Here is a 19,741-nt window from a genome sequence, read left to right on the forward strand (position 1 = left end):
CATGAAACAGCTCCGTGTGGTTTTTATGAGGTGATGAAGGACATCGGCCAGATAGCGGCCAAACGCTATACACCGAAATATATAGCGAGTCATCCCCTCAAGGAAGCCTGTTTTTTGCCTCGCCAGTCAGTTTCTGTAACCACTTAATCTTTCCAGCGTCTGAATCGCCAACTGGCGGGTCAGTTCTTCAGCCGGCAGTGCGTGTTTGATGCCCACGGCCTGACCGGCCCAGAGGTTCATGAAGCCGTCGTTGCCTTGCGGTTCGGCTTTGCTGCGCAGTGGTATTAAGGCGCCGCCGGCAGTAGGAAATGCCGGGGCGGCCGCGCTGATCGGGCCGATCTCGCGCATGATGCGATTGACGATGCCCCGTGCCGGGCGGCCGGTGAACAGGTTGGTCAACGCCGTTTGACTGTCTTTTGCGTTGGCCAGCGCGGCTTGATGCAGTTTTGACACCTTGGCTTGAGGGCTGAACAGGTAGGTAGTGCCCAGTTGCACGGCGCAGGCGCCGAGCATGAAGGCCGCAGCGATGCCCCGGCTGTCGGCGATGCCCCCGGCGGCGATCACCGGAATGGTCACTGCGTCGACGATCTGCGGCACAAGGGCCATGGTGCCAACCTGAGTATAGAGCTGGTCGCTGAGAAACATGCCGCGATGACCGCCCGCCTCATAACCCATGGCAATGATCGCGTCGCAGCCATGCTGCTCCAGCCAGACGGCTTCTTCAACGGTGGTGGCCGATGAGATGACCTTGGCGCCCGCCGCTTTGACTCGCTGCACGAAATCAGCGTCAGGCAGGCCGAAATGGAAGCTGACCACTTCGGGTTTCAGTTCCTCTACCAGCGCGCAGCTGGCTTCATCAAAAGGGGCGCGGTTGGAAGTGGGTGTCGGCGCATCGAAGTCCGCGCCCAGTTCCTCGTAATAAGGCTTGAGCAGCGCTTTCCAGGCCTTGTCGGCGACGGGATCGGCGTCGGGATTCTGGTGGCTGAAGAAGTTCAGGTTCAGTGGCGCGTGGGTGCCGGCACGGATCAGCGCGACCTCTTCGCGAATCTGCTCGTGGCTGAGCATGGCGCAGGGCAGGGAAGGCAAGCCGCCAGCTTTGCCCACAGCGATGGCCAAGGCAGAGCCGGCTGCGCCAGCCATCGGCGCGAGAAGGATCGGGACTTCGATGCCAAACAGCTTGAGGATGCGGGTGTCGGGCCAGGCGATCATGGGCAGATTCTCCAGAGGCAAAAGTCGCAGTGTGATGAGGGCGCGAGACGTTCGATGCTGTCGTCGCCGTCTTGTTCGAATAGGTATGCGAAAGTTCAAGAGTGCGGTTGATTTAATAGACGATCAGTCTAATATGCAACCCCATGACTGAGATCACTGCAAAACCGAGGCGCCCCGGGCGTCCTCCGAAAATCGCCCGTCCCGATGACTTCGACACCCGTGAGGCGCTGATTCGCTGTGGCGTCGAGGTGCTGACCGAGCAGGGCTTCATGGCCACCGGCATCGACGGCATTCTCAAGCGCGTCGGCGTGCCCAAGGGCTCTTTCTATCACTATTTCGCCAGCAAAGAGGCGTTCGGCCTCGACGTCCTGGCCAGCTACGCCGGCTACTTCGCCCGTCGACTTGACCGTTGGCTGCTCGATGAGTCGTTGACGCCACTGGAGCGCCTTGCCGGTTTCGTTCAGCACTCCAAGGCCAGCATGGCCCGCTACGGTTACCGCCGTGGCTGCATGGTCGGCAATATGGGCCAGGAAGTCAGCGTGCTTCCGGAAGGCTTTCGCGACGCGATTGAGGCCATCTTTCTCGACTGGCAACGCCGTCTGCGGGTATGTTTCGATGCCGCCAAATGCGCGGGTGAACTGCCTGTTCACACGGACAGCGCGGAGCTGGCGGCGTATTTCTGGATCGGCTGGGAAGGCGCAGTGTTGCGCGCCCGACTCGTACAAAGCGACGCACCCCTCAATACATTCATCGCCGGATTTCTGCGTGGCTTGCCACAGTGATTTCCCGGCTTTATTTATAGACGATCGGTCTATATCGGAGGCAAGGCATGTTCAACGGCATTTTGATCGACAAAGACGACAGCGGTTATCACGTCAATCTTACGGCCATCGACGAGGCGCAATTGCCCGCGGGCGACGTTACGGTGCGGGTTTCCCATAGTACGCTCAACTACAAGGACGCACTGGCGATCACCAACAAGGGCCCGATCGTGCGCAGCTTTCCCATGGTGCCGGGCGTGGACCTCGCAGGCACGGTGCAGGAGAGCAGCGATCCGGACTTCAAACCCGGAGACTCGGTGCTACTCAACGGCTGGGGCGTGGGCGAAGGCCATTGGGGCGGGCTGGCGCAGATGGCGCGGTTGCAAGGCAAGTGGCTGATCCCGCTGCCAAAGGCGTTCACGCCCGCGCAGGCCATGGCCATTGGCACAGCAGGTTACACGGCAATGCTGGCCGTCATGGCGCTGGAAAAGAATGGCGTCACCCCTGACAAAGGCGAGGTGCTGGTCACTGGGGCCAATGGCGGCGTCGGCAGTTTTGCCATTGCGATTCTGGGCAAACTCGGCTACCGGGTGGTGGCGTCCACGGGACGGGTCTCGGAAAGCGATTACCTCAAACAATTGGGCGCGGCAGACGTCATCGATCGCGCCACGCTGTCCGAGCCCGGCCGTCCGCTGGCCAAAGAGCGCTGGGCCGGGGCCATCGACTCTGTGGGCAGCCACACGCTGGCAAACATCTGCGCCAGCACCCGCTATTGGGGCACCGTCGCGGCCTGCGGGCTGGCCCAAGGCATGGATTTCCCGGCCTCGGTGGCGCCGTTCATTCTGCGTGGAGTGACATTGGCGGGCATCGACAGCGTGATGCGCCCGCGCCAGGACCGCATCGACGCCTGGGCGCGGCTGGCGACCGATCTCGACCCCGCAGCACTGGCGTTGATCACCCATGAAATCGGCCTGAGCGAGGTCATTGAAACGGCCCACCGCTTGATGGACGGGCAGGTTCGCGGGCGCGTGGTGGTCGATACCCAACGCTAAGGCAAAGAACTGGCAGGGCGGCCGAAGGCGAAATCCGTGATGTGCAGCACTTGGATCTGGCAGCTGGCCGGGTGTTGTGGGTTGATCATCAGGCAGCGGGTCTGGTCGATGGCCAGCGACGGCAGGATCAGCCCCAGCTGTTCGCCGCGCATCAGCCAGTCGCTGCCGAACGCCATGCTGGGTCGGTCGGCAGGAAGCGCGTTCCAGCCTTCGGGCAGCGCTGACAGTGGTGGTTGAAGATAGAGGCTGGGGTCGGCGGGCAGCTGAAGGTGCATGAGTTTGAGCCGCAGGCGCGGCAGTTGCCCGGCGATGACCATAGCCTCCAGTGCGCAACCTGCCGGGCTCAGGCCCAGATACAGCGCAGGCTGGTCAGGAAGGTTCCAGCGCCCGCCGTGGAGCGCTGAACTGCGCCCGGAAAAGTCCGAAACCTCGTCAGGGCTGGCGATTCTGAAGGCCAGCATCAGATCACCCCGCCGTATTGCAGCGCCGCCAGCACGCGCCGCACTTGGCTGGCGCCGATTTCGGTTTCGCAAAGGGTCAGCGGCGTCTGATCGTTCAATGCACGGTTGGCGGTCATCATCCAATGGCGGGCGGTGTCCTGATCGTCGAAGACTTCAGCCGCACGAATGGCCAGTGAGGCGACCCGGTCCAGCCTTTCCGAGCCGACCACATCCAGCGGGCGGCGCTGCTTGAGGCGTCGCTCCAGGGTTGAGATCGAGGCGTTGAGCAGGGATTCCAGCTGGCTGTTGTTAAGGTGAAATGCGCTGCGCACAGCTTTTACCCACCCGGGGGGGAAGCCTGTGCGGATATAGGTCAGACGTTCACTTTCGCTGCGGCTGTTGAGTTGATCGGCGATCAGCCAGAAGGCGGGGTCGGTGGTGCTCGACGGTTGAAAAATGGCAGGCACGTCCATGCTCCTTGGTCAGGTGTCCGGGACGAAAACTACGCCACTGTTCGGGTTTCTCAAGGGCCAAGCTGTTACACCGGTTTGCTGCCGCTTGAGATCAGCAGCGTTTAGCCTGCGCCTCGTGTGCCAGCAACTGACGCTTGCGTTCGACGCCCCATCGATAGCCTGAAAGGCCGCCGTCGCTGCGCACCACCCGATGGCAAGGTATGGCCACGGCCAGCGAGTTGGCGCCGCAGGCCTGGGCAACGGCGCGAAACGATGTCGGCGCGCCAATGCGCTGGGCGATCTCGGTGTAGCTGACTGTGGTGCCCGGCGGGATTCTGCGCAGCGCCTGCCAGACCCGTTGCTGAAAGGCCGTGCCCTGCAAGTCCAGCGGCAAGTCCAGCCCCAGCCCCGGCGCTTCGATGAACCCCACCACCTGAGCGATCAACTGCTCGAATTGCGCGTCACCGCCGATCAGCGTGGCGGTGTGAAACTGGTCCTGCAGGTCCTGCACCAGCTGATTGGGATCGTCCCCTAGCAGGATCGCGCAGATCCCGCGCTGGCTCTGCGCGACCAGAATCGAGCCGAGAAAGCATTCGCCAACGGCAAATCGAATGTCGCTGTTGGCCCCGCCCTTGCGATAGTCCGAGGGGGTCATGCCCAGCAGTCTGCCGCTGGACTCATAGAATCGGCTGTTGGAGTTGAAACCCGCGTCGTACATCGCTTCAGTGATGGTGCAGGCGTCACCCAGACGGGTACGCATGCGGCTGGCGCGCTGCTCGTCGGCCCAGGCTTTGGGGGTCAGGCCGGTCACGGTCTTGAACACCCGATGGAAATGCCAGGGGCTCATGCCTGCCCGCGAAGCCAGTTCGTTGAGCGCCAACGGCTGTTCGGCCTCGGCGATGTGGCGGCAGGCGCGCTCGACCACGCGTGTGTAGTGCTCGGTGAGCTGCGTCTGATCAGCAGAAGCGCGTTTGCTGGCGCGATAACCGGCGGCTTCGGCTTGTTCGGCGGTGTCGAAAAACACCACGTTTTCCGGACGGGGCAGGCGCGAAACGCTGCTCGGGCGGCAGTAGATGCCGGTGGTGCGCACCGCGTAGACGAACTGGCTGTCTGCCGAAGGGTCGCGAGCCAGCACGGCGGACCAGCGCGGGTCGTCTTCGGTGCGGCGTGCAACCTGCTGAGGTTTACGCGGGGCCATGATCGGATCTCTCTGCAAATACCGTGATGGGCCACAGACTAATCGGTGCGCCCGAGGCTGAAACCCCGAGTCTTGCGTTCAAATTCCGGCCAGCATCGGCGGCAGCGTACCCAGCAGGGAAACCGCGGCCAATGCCGCGGCGCCGAACAGGCATTCGAGCAGAACGCTGAAGCGCAACACCGCCAGATTCAACGTCGGCGCACGGGCCAGGCTGCGATTCACACCGGCCAGCGCCAGCATGCACAGCACCATCACGACCTTGACCGCAAGCACCTGGCCGAAGCCCGCCAACGCCGGTTCAGGCCAGATGCCGCCGCTCAGCGCGCGCACGTTGATCATGCCGGTGACGATGATCAATGCCACCAGCCCATAGCCGATGCCGCTGAAACGCAGCAGCACGGCGCGCAGGTCAACCGTGTGCGTACTCAGCAAGAGCACCGCGAGCACCAGCAGCCCACCCAGCCAGAGACCGACGCCCGTCAGGTGCAGCATCTGGTTCAGAATCAGCAGCGCTCCCTGAGTGCCGTCGAACATCGCGCCGTGACCCGCCGGCGCCAGGGTCAATAGCAACAGGGTATTGAGCAATAGTAACCAGCGCGGAGGAAGACGCGGCGCACACACGAGCGCCAACAGGTTCAGCAGCAGATGAAGGATCCAGACATGGCCGAAAAACGTGTGGCCCAGCACCAGCGCGTTGGTCGAGAGGTCGAAACCCTGGCGCCAGTCATCGGCCATGTTGGCGGCGGTCGTCATGAGCCACCCCACGGCGCTGAACAGGGCGACGGCGGTCAGCCACTGCAGCGCCCGATCGAGGCGCAGGCGGGTCGATGTCGTCTCAAAGCCGGGCAGTGCAGCCGTGAACAGCACGTGACGGAACAGCCCTGCGCCGAACAGCAGCAGAACGGCGCCGAAATGCACGAATCGGCACAGGATCAAACCATCCTGCATGGCGTTATTGCGTGACCTTGAAGCGGTAGACGCCTTCGCTCTTGTGGGTGTCGACCGACACGGCGTGCCATTCGACCTTGTACTTGCCCGGCATCAGCGGCACGGCAGGCACGACGGTCAGGACCTTTTTGTCGGCAGGGTCGGTGGTGACGCTCTGGGTCTGGATGACCTCAGTGCTTTCGCCGGGCCCGTCGAGGCTGATGGCGACCTTGGTGAACTTCTCTTCAACGCCTTCGGAAAAATTCAGGCGCAGCTCCTTGGGGCTGGTCACTTCGCTGTCGGCGGCCGGCAGCTGGCTCTCCAGATGGGCATGGGCGAAGGCAGAGGAGGTGGTCAGGCAGGCCAGCAGCGGCAGGCAGGAGAGGGCGAGCTTCAGGCGATGGGCAGACATCAAGGGCACCTTGGTTTTACGGCAACGGTTGCGCGGCAGCGTTGCAGCAGCGTTCGAGACAGAAACCGATCCGTGTCGATTTCGATAAATTCGAGCGCTACTAGACCAGAAAGTCAGCCGCGACTCCAGTCAATAACCGCACTGCCGCACTACGCGGGCAAGCCTTTCTGCGCGCGACGGGCCATGATTTCGAGGTCCTCGAAGGGTTTTTTGCCAATCAGCATGAACGCGTGGGTCGGATTGGCCCAATACACCACGTTCAGGCCCAGGCGCTGTTCGCTGGCGAGTTTCCCAGCACCCCCGCGCGCGGCGGTGATGCACAGCGCCAGAGGGCCATGTCGCGCGTCCAGATACGTCAGTTGACCGATGAGCACGCCTTCGTAGTCGAGGATCTGCGCGCGGCGGAACTCGGCACCCTGCAGGGTCACGGTCGCTGGCGACAGCGGCAGGCCCAGTTGTTTGCCCACCGAGCTCAATTGCGCGGTGTGGGAGGCGACGTCGTCGGCAAGGTTGTCCAGGGTCTGCGGCGTATACAAAGCCATATATTCGGCCACCGAACTGCGCCAGCCACCTGCGTTTTCGGCATTTTGCCAGTTCATGAACAACCGGTCGGCAGCGATGCCTGCAATCACGAAGCTGGCCGCCGTGGCGAGAAAGCCGCGGCGGCTCATGGTCGTCCGGGGAGGCGCAGCGGCCGGTGGCAACGCGTCGAGCATGGCCTGCAGGCGCTGCGTCGGCGCTTCGTCCAACACCGAATTGAAGGCTGCTCTGAACGGCAGGTCGCCGCGCTTGAGCTGGTCCAGACGTGCTGCTACTGGCGCTTCGGTGCGCAGCAGATAGTCGATCTGCTGGCACTGTTCGCGGTTCAGTTCGTCGTCCAGATAGGCCACCAGCAGTTCGTCTGAGGGTGGCGATTGCGCGTTGCTGTCAGTCATCGCCGTTCTCCTCTCGATTGACTTGACACGGTGTGTGGTGGCGCGGTTTCGGCCAGCTTCACGCGTGCAGCCGCCAGCCGGCTCATTACCGTCCCAACCGGTATATGCAGGACCTCGGCGGTTTCCTTGTATGAAAGGCCTTCGACGTAGGCCAGAAAGACTGTTTCGCGCTGGGCCTCAGGCAGCGCATTGACCCGCTTGATGACCTGAGCGGCCAAAACTTGATCCTGCGCGAGGGTCTCGCCGTCGAACGACAACGTTTGCTCGGCATCGACGAAGCCCTGTCCCTGACGCACTCGCTGCGCGCGGATTTCGTTGAGCCAGATCGAATGCATGATCGACAACAACCAGCGATCGAGCCGAGTGCCGGGGATGAACTGATCGGCGCGTTCGAGCGCGCGCACGCATGTGGTCTGAACCAGATCGTCCGCCAGGTGCTTTTGCCTGGACAACACCAGCCCGTAGCGCCACAGACGTGGCAACAATTGGCCCAGTTCGCGTCGTAACTCAGCGTGTCTGGCTATAACCGCCTCCCGGTCTCTCGCTCATCGCTCATCACCCGCCGCATTGCGCTCAGGTCTGGGGAGCTGCGGCAATCGCGTCGGCCAGATCCTCGTATTCTTCGCACGTCGTGCTGCACATCGACTTGATCTTCACCAGTTGCTCCTGGGCCAGGTCCAGACGGCCTTTGATTACATAGGCCTCACCCAGGTACTCGCGCACTTGCGCGTAGTTGGGGTCCAGCGCCACTGATTTGAGGTAATAACCGATGCCTTCGTCCGTGCGGCCCAGTTTGCGCGTTGCATACCCACGATAGTTCAGCGCTTTGGCTGTGTCGGGATTGTTCAGCGTGTCAAGCAGCGACAGCGCCTCTTCATAACGACCGTCCTTGGCCAGGCGATAGGCGTAGTCGGTGCGGTCTTCATCGGACGTCGCCTTGCTGGTCTGCATCGTGCATTTGCGCGTCTTGCTGTCCCAGACCTGGCCTTTGGGACAGTTGGGTTTAGGCGGCGCCGATTCATCGCCGGACGCGCGCGCTTGACCGGCGAGCAGGGCCAGCGCCATGCAGGTGCCGAGCAGCAGGGGTTTACGCAGTGCAACGGCAGGTTCATGGGATTTGTTCATGGTCATCAGGCTCCGTTACGACGAAAAGGGGGACAGGTCCGAAAACACGTGAGGCCGGTTTATTCCCGCCGCTATATGCCCGGGCGCTCAGCGACGGAAACCGTGCGTCGAGTCATGAACACCTCAGCAGCAAGTATTATTCGGTAGAGAGTGAAGTTTTTTACGGAGCGATGGAGCGCGTGTGGGCAGGCAGTTTGAGCGCATTGAACTTGCCTGATGCTACGGCATAACCGGATTGAATCGGTGATATTAAAATGCCGCAATGTGTTGATTAACTGGGTAATGATGCGTACATAAATAATTATTTAATAAAAAAAGCCACCGCACTGACGTGAGGTGGCTAAAAAGTCTTACCAAAGGAATGATGAAGTGGAGCAAGATTCGATCGCCTGATGCTGCGGATTCACCAGGCCATAGATTCGTGTGCTTCATCGCCAACAAAGGTAACACCGTCGGGAACCTTTCAACTATTACGAAGATCGATAGTGACTATCACGACCCATTCATGAATTGCTCGGGGGAAAGATGTTACAAGTTTTTTCGTCGTAGGGAGCACACCCCAGACGACGCGGGGCGCCGTGCGCTTCGCTGGAACAATAAGGAAATGGGCTGAAAGCCTGTAGTGTTGCCGTGACTCTCTATTACGGTGTTGAAGTTTTTAGCCCATCTGCCATAGCGCAAATTCCACCGTTTCATACTTCGCCTGAACTCAGGAGGATGCCCCGTATGTCGGGGTTTGCGGAACGTTGGGCCTTAATTGAGACAGGGGATAATAATGACGTTTGTGAAATGGAACCTCGTAACGCTCGCGGTTTCGCTGGGTGTGAGTCAACTGGCATCGGCAGGGGTTGTCAGTGATCAGTCCGACGCCAAAGGCTTTGTCGAAGACAGCAGCCTGACGGTGCATCTGAAGAACTACTATTTCAATCGCGACAACAAGAACACCAAGGATGACAGCAAGGACTGGACCCAGGGCGTGCTGGGTAATTTCAGTTCCGGCTTCACCCAGGGCACGGTCGGTTTCGGCGTCGACGCCTACGGCTACTGGGGCATCAAGCTCGACGGCGGTGGCGGCACCACCGGCACCGGCAACCTGCCCGTGGACAGCCACGGCAACCCGCAAGACGAGTACGGTACCGCGGGCGGCGCGATCAAGATGCGCATTTCCAAGACCGAACTGCGCTACGGCAACCTTCAGCCTCAGGCGCCGGTCTTCGCCGCCGGTGGCTCGCGTCTGTTCCCACAGACCGCAACAGGCTTTAATATCCTGAGCAGCGATATCGCCAATCTGGAACTCGATGGCGGCCACTTCACCGGCAGCAACGGCCCGGTCACCACCAACAACGATCACGGTATCTGGGCGGCCTATGCCAACGTCGAAGCGAGCAGCATCGACTATGCCGGTGGCAAATACACGGTCAACGACAACCTGACGTTCAGCGTGTATGGATCGGACCTCAAGGATGTCTGGCACCAGTACTACGGTAATGCCAACTATACTTTGCCACTGGCCGATACTCAGTCATTGAACTTCGACTTCAACATCTATCGCACCACGGACGCGGGTGCGGCCAAGGCCGGTGACATCAATAACACCACTTGGTCGCTGGCGGCGGCTTATTCTTTCCTGACCGCCCACACCATTACCCTGGCCTACCAGAAAGTTCACGGCGATACCCCCTTCGACTATGTGGCTTTTGGCAATAACGGGGCTGGTGATACCGGCGACTCGATCTTCCTCGCCAACTCGATTCAATATTCCGACTTCAACGGTCCGGGTGAAAAATCCTGGCAGGCCCGTTATGACTTGAACATGGCAAGTTATGGCGTGCCGGGTTTGAGTTTCATGGTTCGTTATGTCAATGGCGACGACATTGACGGTTCGCATCTGCCGTCCAACACCCGTTACAGCGGTTATGGTGATGACGGCAAACATCACGAAACCAACCTGGAAGCCAAGTATGTCGTGCAGTCGGGGCCGGCCAAGGACCTGTCGCTGCGCATGCGTCAGGCCTGGCACACCGCCAATGGCGACCAGCCGGATGGCGACGCCAAGGAATTTCGCCTGATCGCCGATTACCCGATCAACGTGTTCTGATCACGCAGGGTTCGGCATGAAAAAGCCCCGGTTTCTCACGAAATCGGGGCTTTTTTGTGAACGTTCGGCGCGGATCAGTCCGGCTTGTGATCGCCACGAATCGAGAAGTTGGACATGTGCTCAAGCCCTTTGATCAGGCCCGAGTGGTCCCAGCCGCTGCCGCCCAGTGCCGCGCAGGTGCTGAACACTTGCTGGGCGTTGGCGGTGTTGGGCAGGTTCAGGCTCAGTTCCCGGGCGCCTTCCAGGGCCAGGTTCAAATCCTTCTGATGCAGGGCGATGCGGAAGCCCGGGTTGAAGGTGCCTTTGATCATGCGCTCGCCGTGCACTTCGAGGATCTTCGAGGAGGCGAAGCCGCCCATCAACGCTTCGCGCACTTTGGCGGGGTCCGCACCATTTTTCGAGGCGAACAGCAGGGCCTCGGCCACCGCCTGAATGTTCAGGGCGACGATGATTTGGTTGGCGACCTTGGCGGTCTGGCCATCGCCATTGCCGCCGACCAGGGTGATGTTCTTGCCCATGGTCTGGAACAGCGGCAGGGCGCGGTCAAAGGTGCCCTGATTGCCGCCGACCATGATGCTCAACGTCGCCGCCTTGGCGCCGACTTCACCGCCCGACACCGGCGCGTCAAGGTATTGCGCGCCGGTGGCGTTGATTTTCTCGGCAAACGCCTTGGTGGCTGAAGGAGAGATCGAGCTCATGTCGATCACCACTTTGCCTGCGCCGGTGCCTTCACTCAGGCCGTTTTCGCCGAACAGCACGTCATTGACTTGAGGGGTGTCGGGCAGCATGACGATGATGAATTCAGCTTCCTGCGCCACTTCACGCGGGTTGCTCAAAACTGTCGCGCCACCTTCGACCAGCGAGGCAGGCGGGGCGACGAAGTGCTTGGACAGAAACAGTTGGTGACCTGCTTTCTGCAGGTTTTCTGCCATGGGCAGGCCCATGATGCCGGTACCGATGAAACCGATGTTAGCCATGAGATGTGACCTCTCTTTCAGTAACGCGCGCCAAGCGATGATGGTGGCTTCAACGCAGAATGATTTGTGTAGGAGCGCGCTTACCCGCGATTCGATTTAGCCGTGACCACTGTGTCGGTTGACACACCGCAATCGCGGGCAAGCGCGCTCCTACAGGTTTTGCATCAGATCAAATTGTGGGTCTTGAGCCAGCCCAAACCCGCTTCGGTCGTGGTCAACGGCTTGTACTCACAGCCGATCCACCCGCGATAACCCAGCTTGTCCAGGTGCCCGAACAGGAAGCCGTAGTTGATCTCGCCAGTCCCCGGCTCATGCCGCCCGGGGTTGTCGGCCAGTTGCACGTGGCGAATCACCGGCAGGTTCTTTTCCAGAGTCCGGGCCAGGTCGCCCTCCATGATCTGCATGTGATAGATGTCGTACTGCAGCGACAGGTTGCGGCTGCCGACCTTCTCGCGGATCGACAGGGCCTGGGCCGTGGTGTTGAGGTAGAAGCCCGGAATGTCGAGGGTGTTGATCATTTCCATGACCAGATCGATGCCCTGGGCCTGCAGCTTGTCGGCCGCGTACTTGAGGTTGTCGACAAAGGTCTTTTCGATCAGCGCGTCATCGAAACCCTGTGGCTTGATCCCTGCCAGGCAGTTGACCTGGGTGTTGCCCAATACCTTGGCGTAGGCAATGGCCAGGTCGACCCCGGCGTAGAATTCCTCGACCCGGTCAGGGTGGCAGGCAATCCCGCGCTCACCCTTGGCCCAGTCGCCGGCCGGCAGGTTGAACAGCACCTGGGTCAGGCCGTTGGCATCCAGTTCGGCCTTGATTTGCGCCGAGCTGAAGTCGTACGGAAACAGGTACTCGACCCCGCTGAACCCGGCGTTGGCCGCAGCTTCGAAGCGTTGCAGGAAGTCCAGCTCGGTGAACAGCATGGACAGGTTGGCGCACAGACGTGGCATGGTTCGCTCCTTCTTCTCTTTATTCGGTGGCGTCGATCAGTGCCGTTATTTAGTCCAGCAGGCTGATGGCGGTCGGCGCGTCGGCACGGGTGTCGGCCAGCGATTCGAATTCGTTGATCGCGTTGATCTCGGTGCCCATGGCGATGTTGGTGACACGCTCCAGGATGACCTCGACCACGACCGGCACGCTGTACTGCTGCATCAGGCTGGTGGCTTCGGCGAAAGCGGCCTGGATGTGCGCCGGGTCGCTCACACGAATGGCCTTGCAGCCCAGGCCCTCGGCCACCGCGATGTGGTCCACGCCGTAGCCTTCCAGTTCAGGGGCGTTGATGTTGTCGAACGCCAGCTGCACGCAGTAATCGATGTCGAAGTTGCGCTGCGCCTGACGGATCAGCCCCAGGTACGAGTTGTTCACCACGACGTGGATGTACGGCAGCTTGAACTGCGCGCCCACGGCCAGCTCTTCGATCATGAACTGGAAGTCATAGTCGCCCGACAGCGCGACCACCTTACGGCTCGGGTCGGCCTTGGCCACCCCCAGCGCGGCCGGAATGGTCCAGCCCAGTGGGCCTGCCTGACCGCAGTTGATCCAGTGACGCGGCTTGTACACGTGCAAAAACTGCGCGCCGGCGATCTGCGACAGGCCGATGGTGCTGATGTAGCAGGTGTCCTTGCCGAAGTACTGGTTCATTTCTTCGTACACACGCTGCGGCTTGACCGGCACGTTGTCGTAGTGCGTCTTGCGCTGCATCGTGCGCTTGCGTTCCTGGCAGCTGGCCAGCCACTGGCTGCGGTTTTTCAGCTTGCCGGCTGTGTGCCATTCGCGAGCGACTTCCAGGAACATCGCCAAAGCGGCGCCTGCGTCGGAAACGATGCCCAGGTCCGGCGTCAAAACGCGACCGATCTGGGTCGGCTCGATGTCGACGTGGATGAACTTGCGCCCCTCGCTGTACACCGAAACGGTGCCGGTGTGGCGGTTGGCCCAGCGGTTGCCGATGCCCAGTACCATGTCCGATTCCAGCATGGTCGCGTTGCCGTAACGGTGAGAGGTCTGCAGGCCGACCATGCCGGCCATTTGCGGGTGATCGTCCGGAATTGCACCCCAGCCCATCAGGGTCGGAATCACCGGGATACCGGTCAGCTCAGCGAACTCGACCAGCGCCTGCGACGCATCGGCATTGATGATGCCTCCACCGGCGACGATCAGCGGACGCTCAGACGCATTGAGCATCGTCAGGGCTTTTTCGATCTGGTTGCGGCTGGCCTGTGGCTTGATGACCGGCAGCGGCTCGTAGGCGTCGATGTCGAATTCGATCTCGGCCATCTGCACGTCGAACGGCAGGTCGATCAGCACCGGGCCCGGACGGCCGCTGCGCATCAGCTGGAAGGCCTTCTGGAACACGTATGGCACCTGGCCTGGTTCCATGACCGTGGTGGCCCATTTGGCGACCGGCGCGGCAATGCTGGCGATATCGACGGCCTGGAAATCTTCCTTGTGCATGCGGGCGCGTGGCGCTTGCCCGGTGATGCAGAGAATCGGGATCGAGTCGGCGGACGCCGAGTACAGGCCGGTGATCATGTCGGTGCCGGCAGGGCCGGAGGTGCCGATGCACACGCCGATGTTGCCAGCGATGGCACGGGTGTAGCCCTCGGCCATGTGTGAGGCGCCTTCGACGTGGCGGGCCAGCACGTGATCGATGCCGCCGAGTTTCTTGAACGCTGCGTACAGCGGGTTGATGGCAGCGCCGGGGATACCGAATGCGGTATCAACCCCTTCGCGACGCATCACCAGAACGGCGGCTTCGATGGCTCTCATGATGGTCATTTGTTAGTCTCCTGAACGCTTTTGGTTTTTATGCGTGTTCGATATTTTTTGTACGTAAACAGCGTGATTTGAATTGAAGTGTTTGTGAATGGCTGCTTTTGGCAGTTCTGTCGGTATCAGGAGTATCGGATGGACCGTTACACAGAGGTGCGCAGCTACGTCTTGGTCGCCACCCACGGCAGTTTTGCCGCGGCGGCGCTGGTCGAAGGGGTGACGCCGGTGATTATGGGCCGGCGCCTGAGCGCGCTGGAGGAGCGACTGGGGGTGAAGCTGATTCACCGCTCGACCCGTGGCCTGACCCTGACCGATGCAGGCGACTCGTATCTTGAAAACGCCAAGCAGGTGTTGCAGTCGTTCGAGGAACTGGACGCCAGCATCAGCGAGAACGAAAGCAGCGTGCGCGGCCACCTGGTGGTCTCGGCGCCGGCAGGCTTCGGGCGTCAACACGTGGCTCCCCATGCGCCGGAGTTTCAGGCGCGATTTCCCGATTTGCAGCTGTCGTTCAACCTCACCGACAACGTGGTCGATCTGGTGCGCGAGGGCTATGACATGAGCATCCGCATCGGCGAGGTGCTCGACCCCAACTACGTGGCGATCAAGCTCTACGCCAACAAACGCGTGGTCTGCGGCTCCCCGGCGTACTTCGCCGAACACGGCTTGCCGCAGACACTTGAGGAACTAGCCGAGCACAACTGCCTGTCGTTCAACCTGCAGGGCGGGCAGCATCGCGGCTGGACCTTTCAGCGCGACGGCAGGCAAGTGGCGATCAAGGTTGCCGGTAACCTCTACTGCAACGATGGCGAGCTTTTGTATGACTGGGCCAAGCGCGGATTGGGCCTGTGCTGGCGCTCGACCTGGGAGATTCAGAACGAGGTGGAAAGCGGGGCGCTGATCACCGTGCTCGACGAGTTCGCGCTGCCCAGTTACGACATTCAGGGCGTCTATCCGCAGCAGCATTACCTGCCGGCGAAGGTGCGTTTTTTCATTGCCTTCCTGAAAGAGGTGTACAACCGGCCGGGGTATTGGAAGCAGGGGTGAAAGGGCTTGTGGTCGCTGGAGATTGCGAGTTTTGAAATTGATCTGTGGGAGTGGGCTTGCTCACGAAAGCGTCGGCAGATTCAACAAGTCTATGTCGTTGAATCATCCATCTTCGTGAGCACGCTCACTCCCACATTCAGCGTGCGTCACCGACAGTCCAAGGCCAGCGACCATACGCAGTGATCAAATCAACTCCACCGAAACCGGCGGCAACCCGCGAATCTCACCCAAGGACTGACCCGGGCCCTTGGTCAGGTACATACCGGTGTAGGAGCCCGTGGTGATGACCAGTTCCGGCGTCACGCTCTGGCCGTTCTGGGTGTGCTGATTGACCAGCCACGGCAGCAGCCGACGCGGATCGCCCGCCGGATTGGCGCCGTCGCCGGGCACGATGTCTTCGTCGGCATAGGTGAAGGTCAGCGCAGGTTCCAGGAATGGGAAGCTGGCGTCATAGGGTACGAAATCGCCGATGATCAGCGCGCCGTGGTTGAGCAAGTCGCCCAGAGCCAGCAACGGGTCGATCTTCGGCCAGGCCATGAAACGGCTGGAAACCACCTCGATGGTCGCGCCCATGAAGCCGATGCTGCCAAGCACTTCTTCATCAGAATAGGCTTGGGCGCGTGGCACGAAATCGCGGTTCAGGCGAAAGGCGATTTCCAGTTCCAGCATCGGCTGCGGGTAGTCGACGATTTCCACCTGGCTGCCGCTGGCAAACAGGCCGTCTTCGGGGAGCAAGGCGCCATTGATGGGCCCGCCGCTGGTGGATTTCGAACCGACCTTCCAGCCGCCGACAGCGGTATCACGCAGACGCAGGATTTCCCGTTGCAGCGCGTAGGCTCCGGCGGCATCGGCGGGGATGTAATCAGGGTGGATTTCGGTGATTTTCTGACCGGTGCGCATGGCATCGACGATCAATTGGGCAATCTTCGCTGGGTGGGACGGTTGATTCACGCGGAACTTCCTTCAGTCAATTGAATGGAAAGCGCCCCACAACCCGATCGCGCAGGCGTGGAGCCAGCGCGTCTACTCTAACCCCATTTGCCGACCGTGCAGAACCCTGCGCAGCGAATCAGCCGTTCTGACAGCCTTCACCCAGGCGGGTGTACGCCAGGTTATGGGTCACGCCTTTGCTGTCGACGTAGACCATGTGCGATTCAACCGGGCCGCATGCCGTAGAGAGGTTGCTGTCGCTGGTGAGGCTGATCACCTTGGCGATGTCCAAGTGTTGCGAGTAGTTGTATTCCATCGCTGGCGGCACCGACTCGGGTGCAGCGTTGGCGGCGTCATTGGCCGCGGCAAAGGCGCTGCAGAGAGACAGCGCGGTGAACAGTGCGTATTTCATGAGAGAGCTCCAACAACTTCGGTAATTAAAAAATGCATTCAGGCGTGCAGGTTGAACACACTTTAAGTTGTGACATTGGCTGATTGAAAATGGTCGGTTTAAATACGGCTTATCGTTGAAAGTGATAGTTGATAAACGCGTTAAGCCAGTTTAATTGTTACGCCGCGGTTAACGGTCGATAAATGCCACGTTCAGCCTTTCTCACAATCATCACCCAGACGGGTGTATTCGAGTTTATGGCTGATGCCCTTGCTGTCGACGTATTCCATCTGAGCCTTGAGGGGGCAGCATTCGCCGCTTGCAGCGTTGGCATTGCTGATGCGCACGATCTTGGCAATGTCCAGGTCATGGGTGTAATCGTACTGTGCGTCCTGGGCCGAAGTCGTGTTGGCGCTGACGGCGCTATCGTTGGCCGAGGCAAACAGGCTGAACATCGACACGGCGGCAAACAGTACATATTTCATGATGGGCTCCAATTAATCGGGTAACACAAGAGGATCAGGAGACGGGGCTTGCTGATGGGGTCATTCTAGGAAGATGGATGGACGAGAAAGAAATACTGTCTGTCGATAGGCGTCATCATTGGCGATGATGCAGGGTCAAGTTGATTGATCGTGTTTCGGTAAAAGACTGTTGCCGGTTTTATTGAAACTGGACAAAGCGGATTTATTCCATGAAGCACTTAAAAAATACGTTGAGCGATGATCGGAATAAACCTGTGGAGCATGCGTCTGGCTGGTGACACTCACTGACCGCGCCTGGCGTTCGTACTTACATTCGGTTCGAGATCGTTGCCCATGAAAACCCGCACCCTTCGCTCTGTCTTCGCCGCCGCTGCAGTCGCCTTGGCCACTGCTGGCATCGCTCAGGCCGCGCCCGCAGCGCCCATCCACAACATCGTTCTGGTCCACGGTGCGTTCGTGAATGGCGCAGGCTGGAAGCCGGTATATGACATTCTGGTCAAGGATGGCTATCACGTGTCGGTGGCGGCGCATCCGTTGACCTCGTTCAACGATGACGTCACCGCAGTCAAACGCATCCTGGCGATGCAGGACGGCCCGACCATTCTGGTGGGCCACAGCTACGGCGGGGCGGTGATTTCCAACGCCGGTGAAGATGCCCACGTGGCCGGGCTTGTCTACATCGCCGCCCATGCGCTGGATGTGGGCGAAACCGAGGCAGCCAACGGCAAGCGCTACCCCAATGCGACCAAAGCCGTGAAGAAGACCGACGATGGCTTCCTGTACCTGGACCCGGCGTACTACCCCGCAGATTTCGCCGCCGATCTGCCGAAGGCCCAGGCTGAGTTCGAAGCCAATGCGCAGGCGTTGACCTCGGCGTCGGTGTTCACCACTCCGGCGACCGTCGCGGCCTGGAAAACCAAGCCAAGCTGGTACGCAGTGGCCAAGTCCGATCGCATCATCAACCCTGATCTGGAACGCATGTACGCCCAGCGCGCCAACGCCCACACCATCGAAATCGACGGGGCGAGTCATGCGGTATACGAGTCCCATCCCAGAGAGGTGGCGGCGTTGATTGAGCAGGCAGCGCACCATGCGCTGGATGGGAAGTAAGTGGTGAGAGCAGGGGACGGATGCGGTGGATCAACTGATAGTTGACCGAGCCACCGCGGCACCTGCGGAGCTTCTGGAACTGTGCGACAGTGGCGAAAGCGGTGTACCTGACACTGCACTTGTGTCTGATATACCGCGTTCGCTGCCGTCGTAACCTCCGACGTCTCCTGCAGGCTCCGCGGTATTCGCAGAGACTGCGATTAACCCTTACACCCAAGCCTTGGCCGCACTGCACAGCGCCGGGTAATCGATATACCCGCGCTCATCCCCGCCGAAAAAGTGGTCGCCATCGGCTGCATTCAACGTATGGCCTCCACGCAAACGCTCGGGCAGGTCGGGGTTGGCAATGAAGGGGCGACCAAAGGCGATCAGGTCGGCGCGTCGCTGTTGCAAGGCCAGTTCGGCACTCTGCTGGTCGTAGCCGCCCGCGAGCATGAGCACCCCTTTGAAGTCGCCGCGAAGGCGCTCGATGATGGCGTCCCAACGCGGGTCGAACTGCTCGTCGCGCACGGTGCCGACCATGGCCGGTTCCACCAGATGCAGGTAGGCCAGGCCCAGCGTGTCGAGCTGGCGCACGATGTAGCTGAAGGTTTCTTCAGGGGTTTCGTCCCCCATGCCCATGAAGCGACCCATGGGCGTCAGGCGTACGGCGACCCGATCAGCGCCGATTTCCTCGACGATGGCGCGGGTCACTTGCAGCACCAGCCGGGCACGGTTTTCCAGCGAGGCGCCGTATTCGTCGTCGCGCTGATTGCTCGCCGAGTTGATGAACTGATCCAGCAAATAGCCATTGCCCGCATGAATTTCCACACCGTCCATTCCGGCCAGTATCGCGTTGCGGGCGGCCTGGCGGTAGTCGTCGATGATCGCCTTGATCCCTTCAAGCGTCAGCGCTTGAGGCACCGGCACATCGCCCCAGACACCGTTGCCGTGTTCGTCGAGGATGAAGGTCTTGCCCGGCACCGGCAGTGCACTCGGGGCGACGGGCAGGGCGCCACCGGGTTGAAACACCGGGTGGGACACGCGGCCCACATGCCACAGCTGCAAAAAAATCCGCCCGCCTTCGCCATGCACGGCGTCGCTGACTTTTTTCCAGCCGGCAATCTGCTCGGCGCTGTGGATGCCCGGCGTCCAGGCGTAGCCCTGACCCTGTTGGGAAATCTGCGTGGCCTCGGTGACGATCAATGCGGCGCTGGCACGCTGGCGGTAGTACTCGACATTCATCGCCGTCGGCACGTTGCCTGGTTGTCCGGCGCGGGAGCGGGTGAGGGGCGCCATGGCCACGCGGTGGTTCAGTGTCAGGTTGCCAAGGGTGATGGGCGTGAACAGTTTCATGGTGGGGCCTCGTCGCGAAGGTGTGTAGGGCCTTCACGGTAGGGCTTGGGGCGGGGACAGAGAATCGGTTGGCCGCGCAACGCTGAGTCGCGTT

At 60.8% G+C, this 19,741-nt stretch carries 21 protein-coding genes; 5 read left to right on the plus strand and 16 right to left on the minus strand.

The window, feature by feature from the left end; translation table 11 throughout:
- Positions 1-126 precede the first annotated feature (126 nt).
- Positions 127-1,209 carry an NAD(P)H-dependent flavin oxidoreductase gene (locus tag AC07V9_RS16445; RefSeq protein WP_495016724.1) on the minus strand — a complete coding sequence of 361 codons (1,083 nt, stop codon included), beginning with the start codon at positions 1,207-1,209 and terminating at the stop codon, positions 127-129.
- A 143-nt stretch (positions 1,210-1,352) separates the two neighbouring features.
- Between AC07V9_RS16445 and acuR the strand changes: the two genes are divergently transcribed.
- A complete protein-coding gene (gene acuR, locus AC07V9_RS16450) occupies positions 1,353-1,991 on the plus strand; it encodes an acrylate utilization transcriptional regulator AcuR (protein WP_495016725.1) in 639 nt (212 codons plus the stop codon).
- 47 nt (positions 1,992-2,038) lie between these two features.
- Positions 2,039-3,022 (plus strand): acrylyl-CoA reductase (NADPH), encoded by a 984-nt coding sequence (gene acuI / locus AC07V9_RS16455; protein WP_495016726.1) that lies wholly within the window; start codon positions 2,039-2,041, stop codon positions 3,020-3,022.
- Here the strand turns inward: acuI and AC07V9_RS16460 are convergent.
- The 8 genes from AC07V9_RS16460 to AC07V9_RS16495 form a co-directional block, all read right to left on the minus strand.
- Positions 3,019-3,483 (minus strand): RES family NAD+ phosphorylase, encoded by a 465-nt coding sequence (locus tag AC07V9_RS16460; RefSeq protein ID WP_495016727.1) that lies wholly within the window; start codon positions 3,481-3,483, stop codon positions 3,019-3,021. The two genes, acuI and AC07V9_RS16460, sit on opposite strands and share 4 nt — an antisense overlap.
- Positions 3,483-3,929, minus strand: a complete 447-nt coding sequence (locus AC07V9_RS16465; RefSeq protein WP_495016728.1) for an Xre family toxin-antitoxin system antitoxin — start codon at positions 3,927-3,929, stop codon at positions 3,483-3,485. The genes AC07V9_RS16460 and AC07V9_RS16465 overlap by 1 nt, the downstream gene beginning before the upstream one ends.
- 97 nt (positions 3,930-4,026) lie before the next feature.
- Positions 4,027-5,112, minus strand: coding sequence for a bifunctional DNA-binding transcriptional regulator/O6-methylguanine-DNA methyltransferase Ada (gene ada / locus AC07V9_RS16470; protein ID WP_495016729.1), 1,086 nt, complete (start codon positions 5,110-5,112; stop codon positions 4,027-4,029).
- Positions 5,113-5,190: 78 nt separating this feature from the next.
- Positions 5,191-6,060 (minus strand): copper homeostasis membrane protein CopD, encoded by an 870-nt coding sequence (gene copD, locus AC07V9_RS16475; RefSeq protein WP_495016730.1) that lies wholly within the window; start codon positions 6,058-6,060, stop codon positions 5,191-5,193.
- A gap of 4 nt (positions 6,061-6,064) precedes the next feature.
- A complete protein-coding gene (gene copC / locus AC07V9_RS16480; protein ID WP_495016731.1) occupies positions 6,065-6,451 on the minus strand; it encodes a copper homeostasis periplasmic binding protein CopC in 387 nt (128 codons plus the stop codon).
- 149 nt (positions 6,452-6,600) lie between these two features.
- A complete protein-coding gene (locus AC07V9_RS16485) occupies positions 6,601-7,386 on the minus strand; it encodes an anti-sigma factor family protein (RefSeq protein WP_495016732.1) in 786 nt (261 codons plus the stop codon).
- Positions 7,383-7,880: an RNA polymerase sigma factor gene (locus AC07V9_RS16490; RefSeq protein ID WP_495016778.1), complete on the minus strand. Its 498-nt coding sequence runs from the start codon at positions 7,878-7,880 to the stop codon at positions 7,383-7,385. The genes AC07V9_RS16485 and AC07V9_RS16490 overlap by 4 nt, the downstream gene beginning before the upstream one ends.
- Before the next feature lie 79 nt (positions 7,881-7,959).
- The gene (locus AC07V9_RS16495) at positions 7,960-8,511 is read right to left on the minus strand and encodes a tetratricopeptide repeat protein (protein ID WP_495016733.1); all 552 of its coding nucleotides are present in this window, start codon (positions 8,509-8,511) and stop codon (positions 7,960-7,962) included.
- Between the two features lie 775 nt (positions 8,512-9,286).
- Between AC07V9_RS16495 and AC07V9_RS16500 the strand changes: the two genes are divergently transcribed.
- Entirely contained in the window at positions 9,287-10,609 is a 1,323-nt protein-coding gene (locus AC07V9_RS16500) for an OprD family porin (protein WP_495016734.1), read from the plus strand.
- 74 nt (positions 10,610-10,683) lie between these two features.
- On the opposite strand, the gene AC07V9_RS16505 is transcribed toward AC07V9_RS16500, so the two are convergent.
- The 3 genes from AC07V9_RS16505 to gcl all read right to left on the minus strand — a co-directional run bounded on the left by AC07V9_RS16505 (position 10,684) and on the right by gcl (position 14,358).
- On the minus strand, positions 10,684-11,586 hold the full coding sequence (locus tag AC07V9_RS16505; RefSeq protein ID WP_495016735.1) for a 2-hydroxy-3-oxopropionate reductase: 903 nt from the start codon (positions 11,584-11,586) through the stop codon (positions 10,684-10,686).
- Positions 11,587-11,750: 164 nt separating this feature from the next.
- Entirely contained in the window at positions 11,751-12,533 is a 783-nt protein-coding gene (hyi, locus tag AC07V9_RS16510; protein ID WP_495016736.1) for a hydroxypyruvate isomerase, read from the minus strand.
- A 49-nt stretch (positions 12,534-12,582) separates the two neighbouring features.
- The gene (gene gcl, locus AC07V9_RS16515) at positions 12,583-14,358 is read right to left on the minus strand and encodes a glyoxylate carboligase (protein WP_495016737.1); all 1,776 of its coding nucleotides are present in this window, start codon (positions 14,356-14,358) and stop codon (positions 12,583-12,585) included.
- A 129-nt stretch (positions 14,359-14,487) separates the two neighbouring features.
- Between gcl and AC07V9_RS16520 the strand changes: the two genes are divergently transcribed.
- Complete coding sequence (locus AC07V9_RS16520) at positions 14,488-15,396, plus strand: LysR family transcriptional regulator (protein WP_495016738.1); 909 nt, start codon at positions 14,488-14,490, stop codon at positions 15,394-15,396.
- A 183-nt stretch (positions 15,397-15,579) separates the two neighbouring features.
- On the opposite strand, the gene AC07V9_RS16525 is transcribed toward AC07V9_RS16520, so the two are convergent.
- The 3 genes from AC07V9_RS16525 to AC07V9_RS16535 form a co-directional block, all read right to left on the minus strand.
- Positions 15,580-16,347, minus strand: a complete 768-nt coding sequence (locus tag AC07V9_RS16525) for a 2-keto-4-pentenoate hydratase (protein ID WP_495016739.1) — start codon at positions 16,345-16,347, stop codon at positions 15,580-15,582.
- Between the two features lie 118 nt (positions 16,348-16,465).
- Positions 16,466-16,738 (minus strand): DUF2790 domain-containing protein, encoded by a 273-nt coding sequence (locus AC07V9_RS16530; protein ID WP_495016740.1) that lies wholly within the window; start codon positions 16,736-16,738, stop codon positions 16,466-16,468.
- A gap of 191 nt (positions 16,739-16,929) precedes the next feature.
- Complete coding sequence (locus tag AC07V9_RS16535; protein ID WP_495016741.1) at positions 16,930-17,202, minus strand: DUF2790 domain-containing protein; 273 nt, start codon at positions 17,200-17,202, stop codon at positions 16,930-16,932.
- 333 nt (positions 17,203-17,535) lie between these two features.
- Here AC07V9_RS16535 and AC07V9_RS16540 point away from each other — a divergent pair, with 333 nt between their 5' ends.
- On the plus strand, positions 17,536-18,312 hold the full coding sequence (locus AC07V9_RS16540) for an alpha/beta hydrolase (protein WP_495016742.1): 777 nt from the start codon (positions 17,536-17,538) through the stop codon (positions 18,310-18,312).
- 207 nt (positions 18,313-18,519) lie between these two features.
- Here AC07V9_RS16540 and AC07V9_RS16545 read toward each other — a convergent pair whose 3' ends face one another.
- Entirely contained in the window at positions 18,520-19,647 is a 1,128-nt protein-coding gene (locus AC07V9_RS16545) for an alkene reductase (RefSeq protein WP_495016743.1), read from the minus strand.
- Between the last annotated feature and the right edge of the window lie 94 nt (positions 19,648-19,741).

The sequence above is a fragment of the Pseudomonas sp. GW821-FHT02A11 genome (assembly GCF_059421985.1).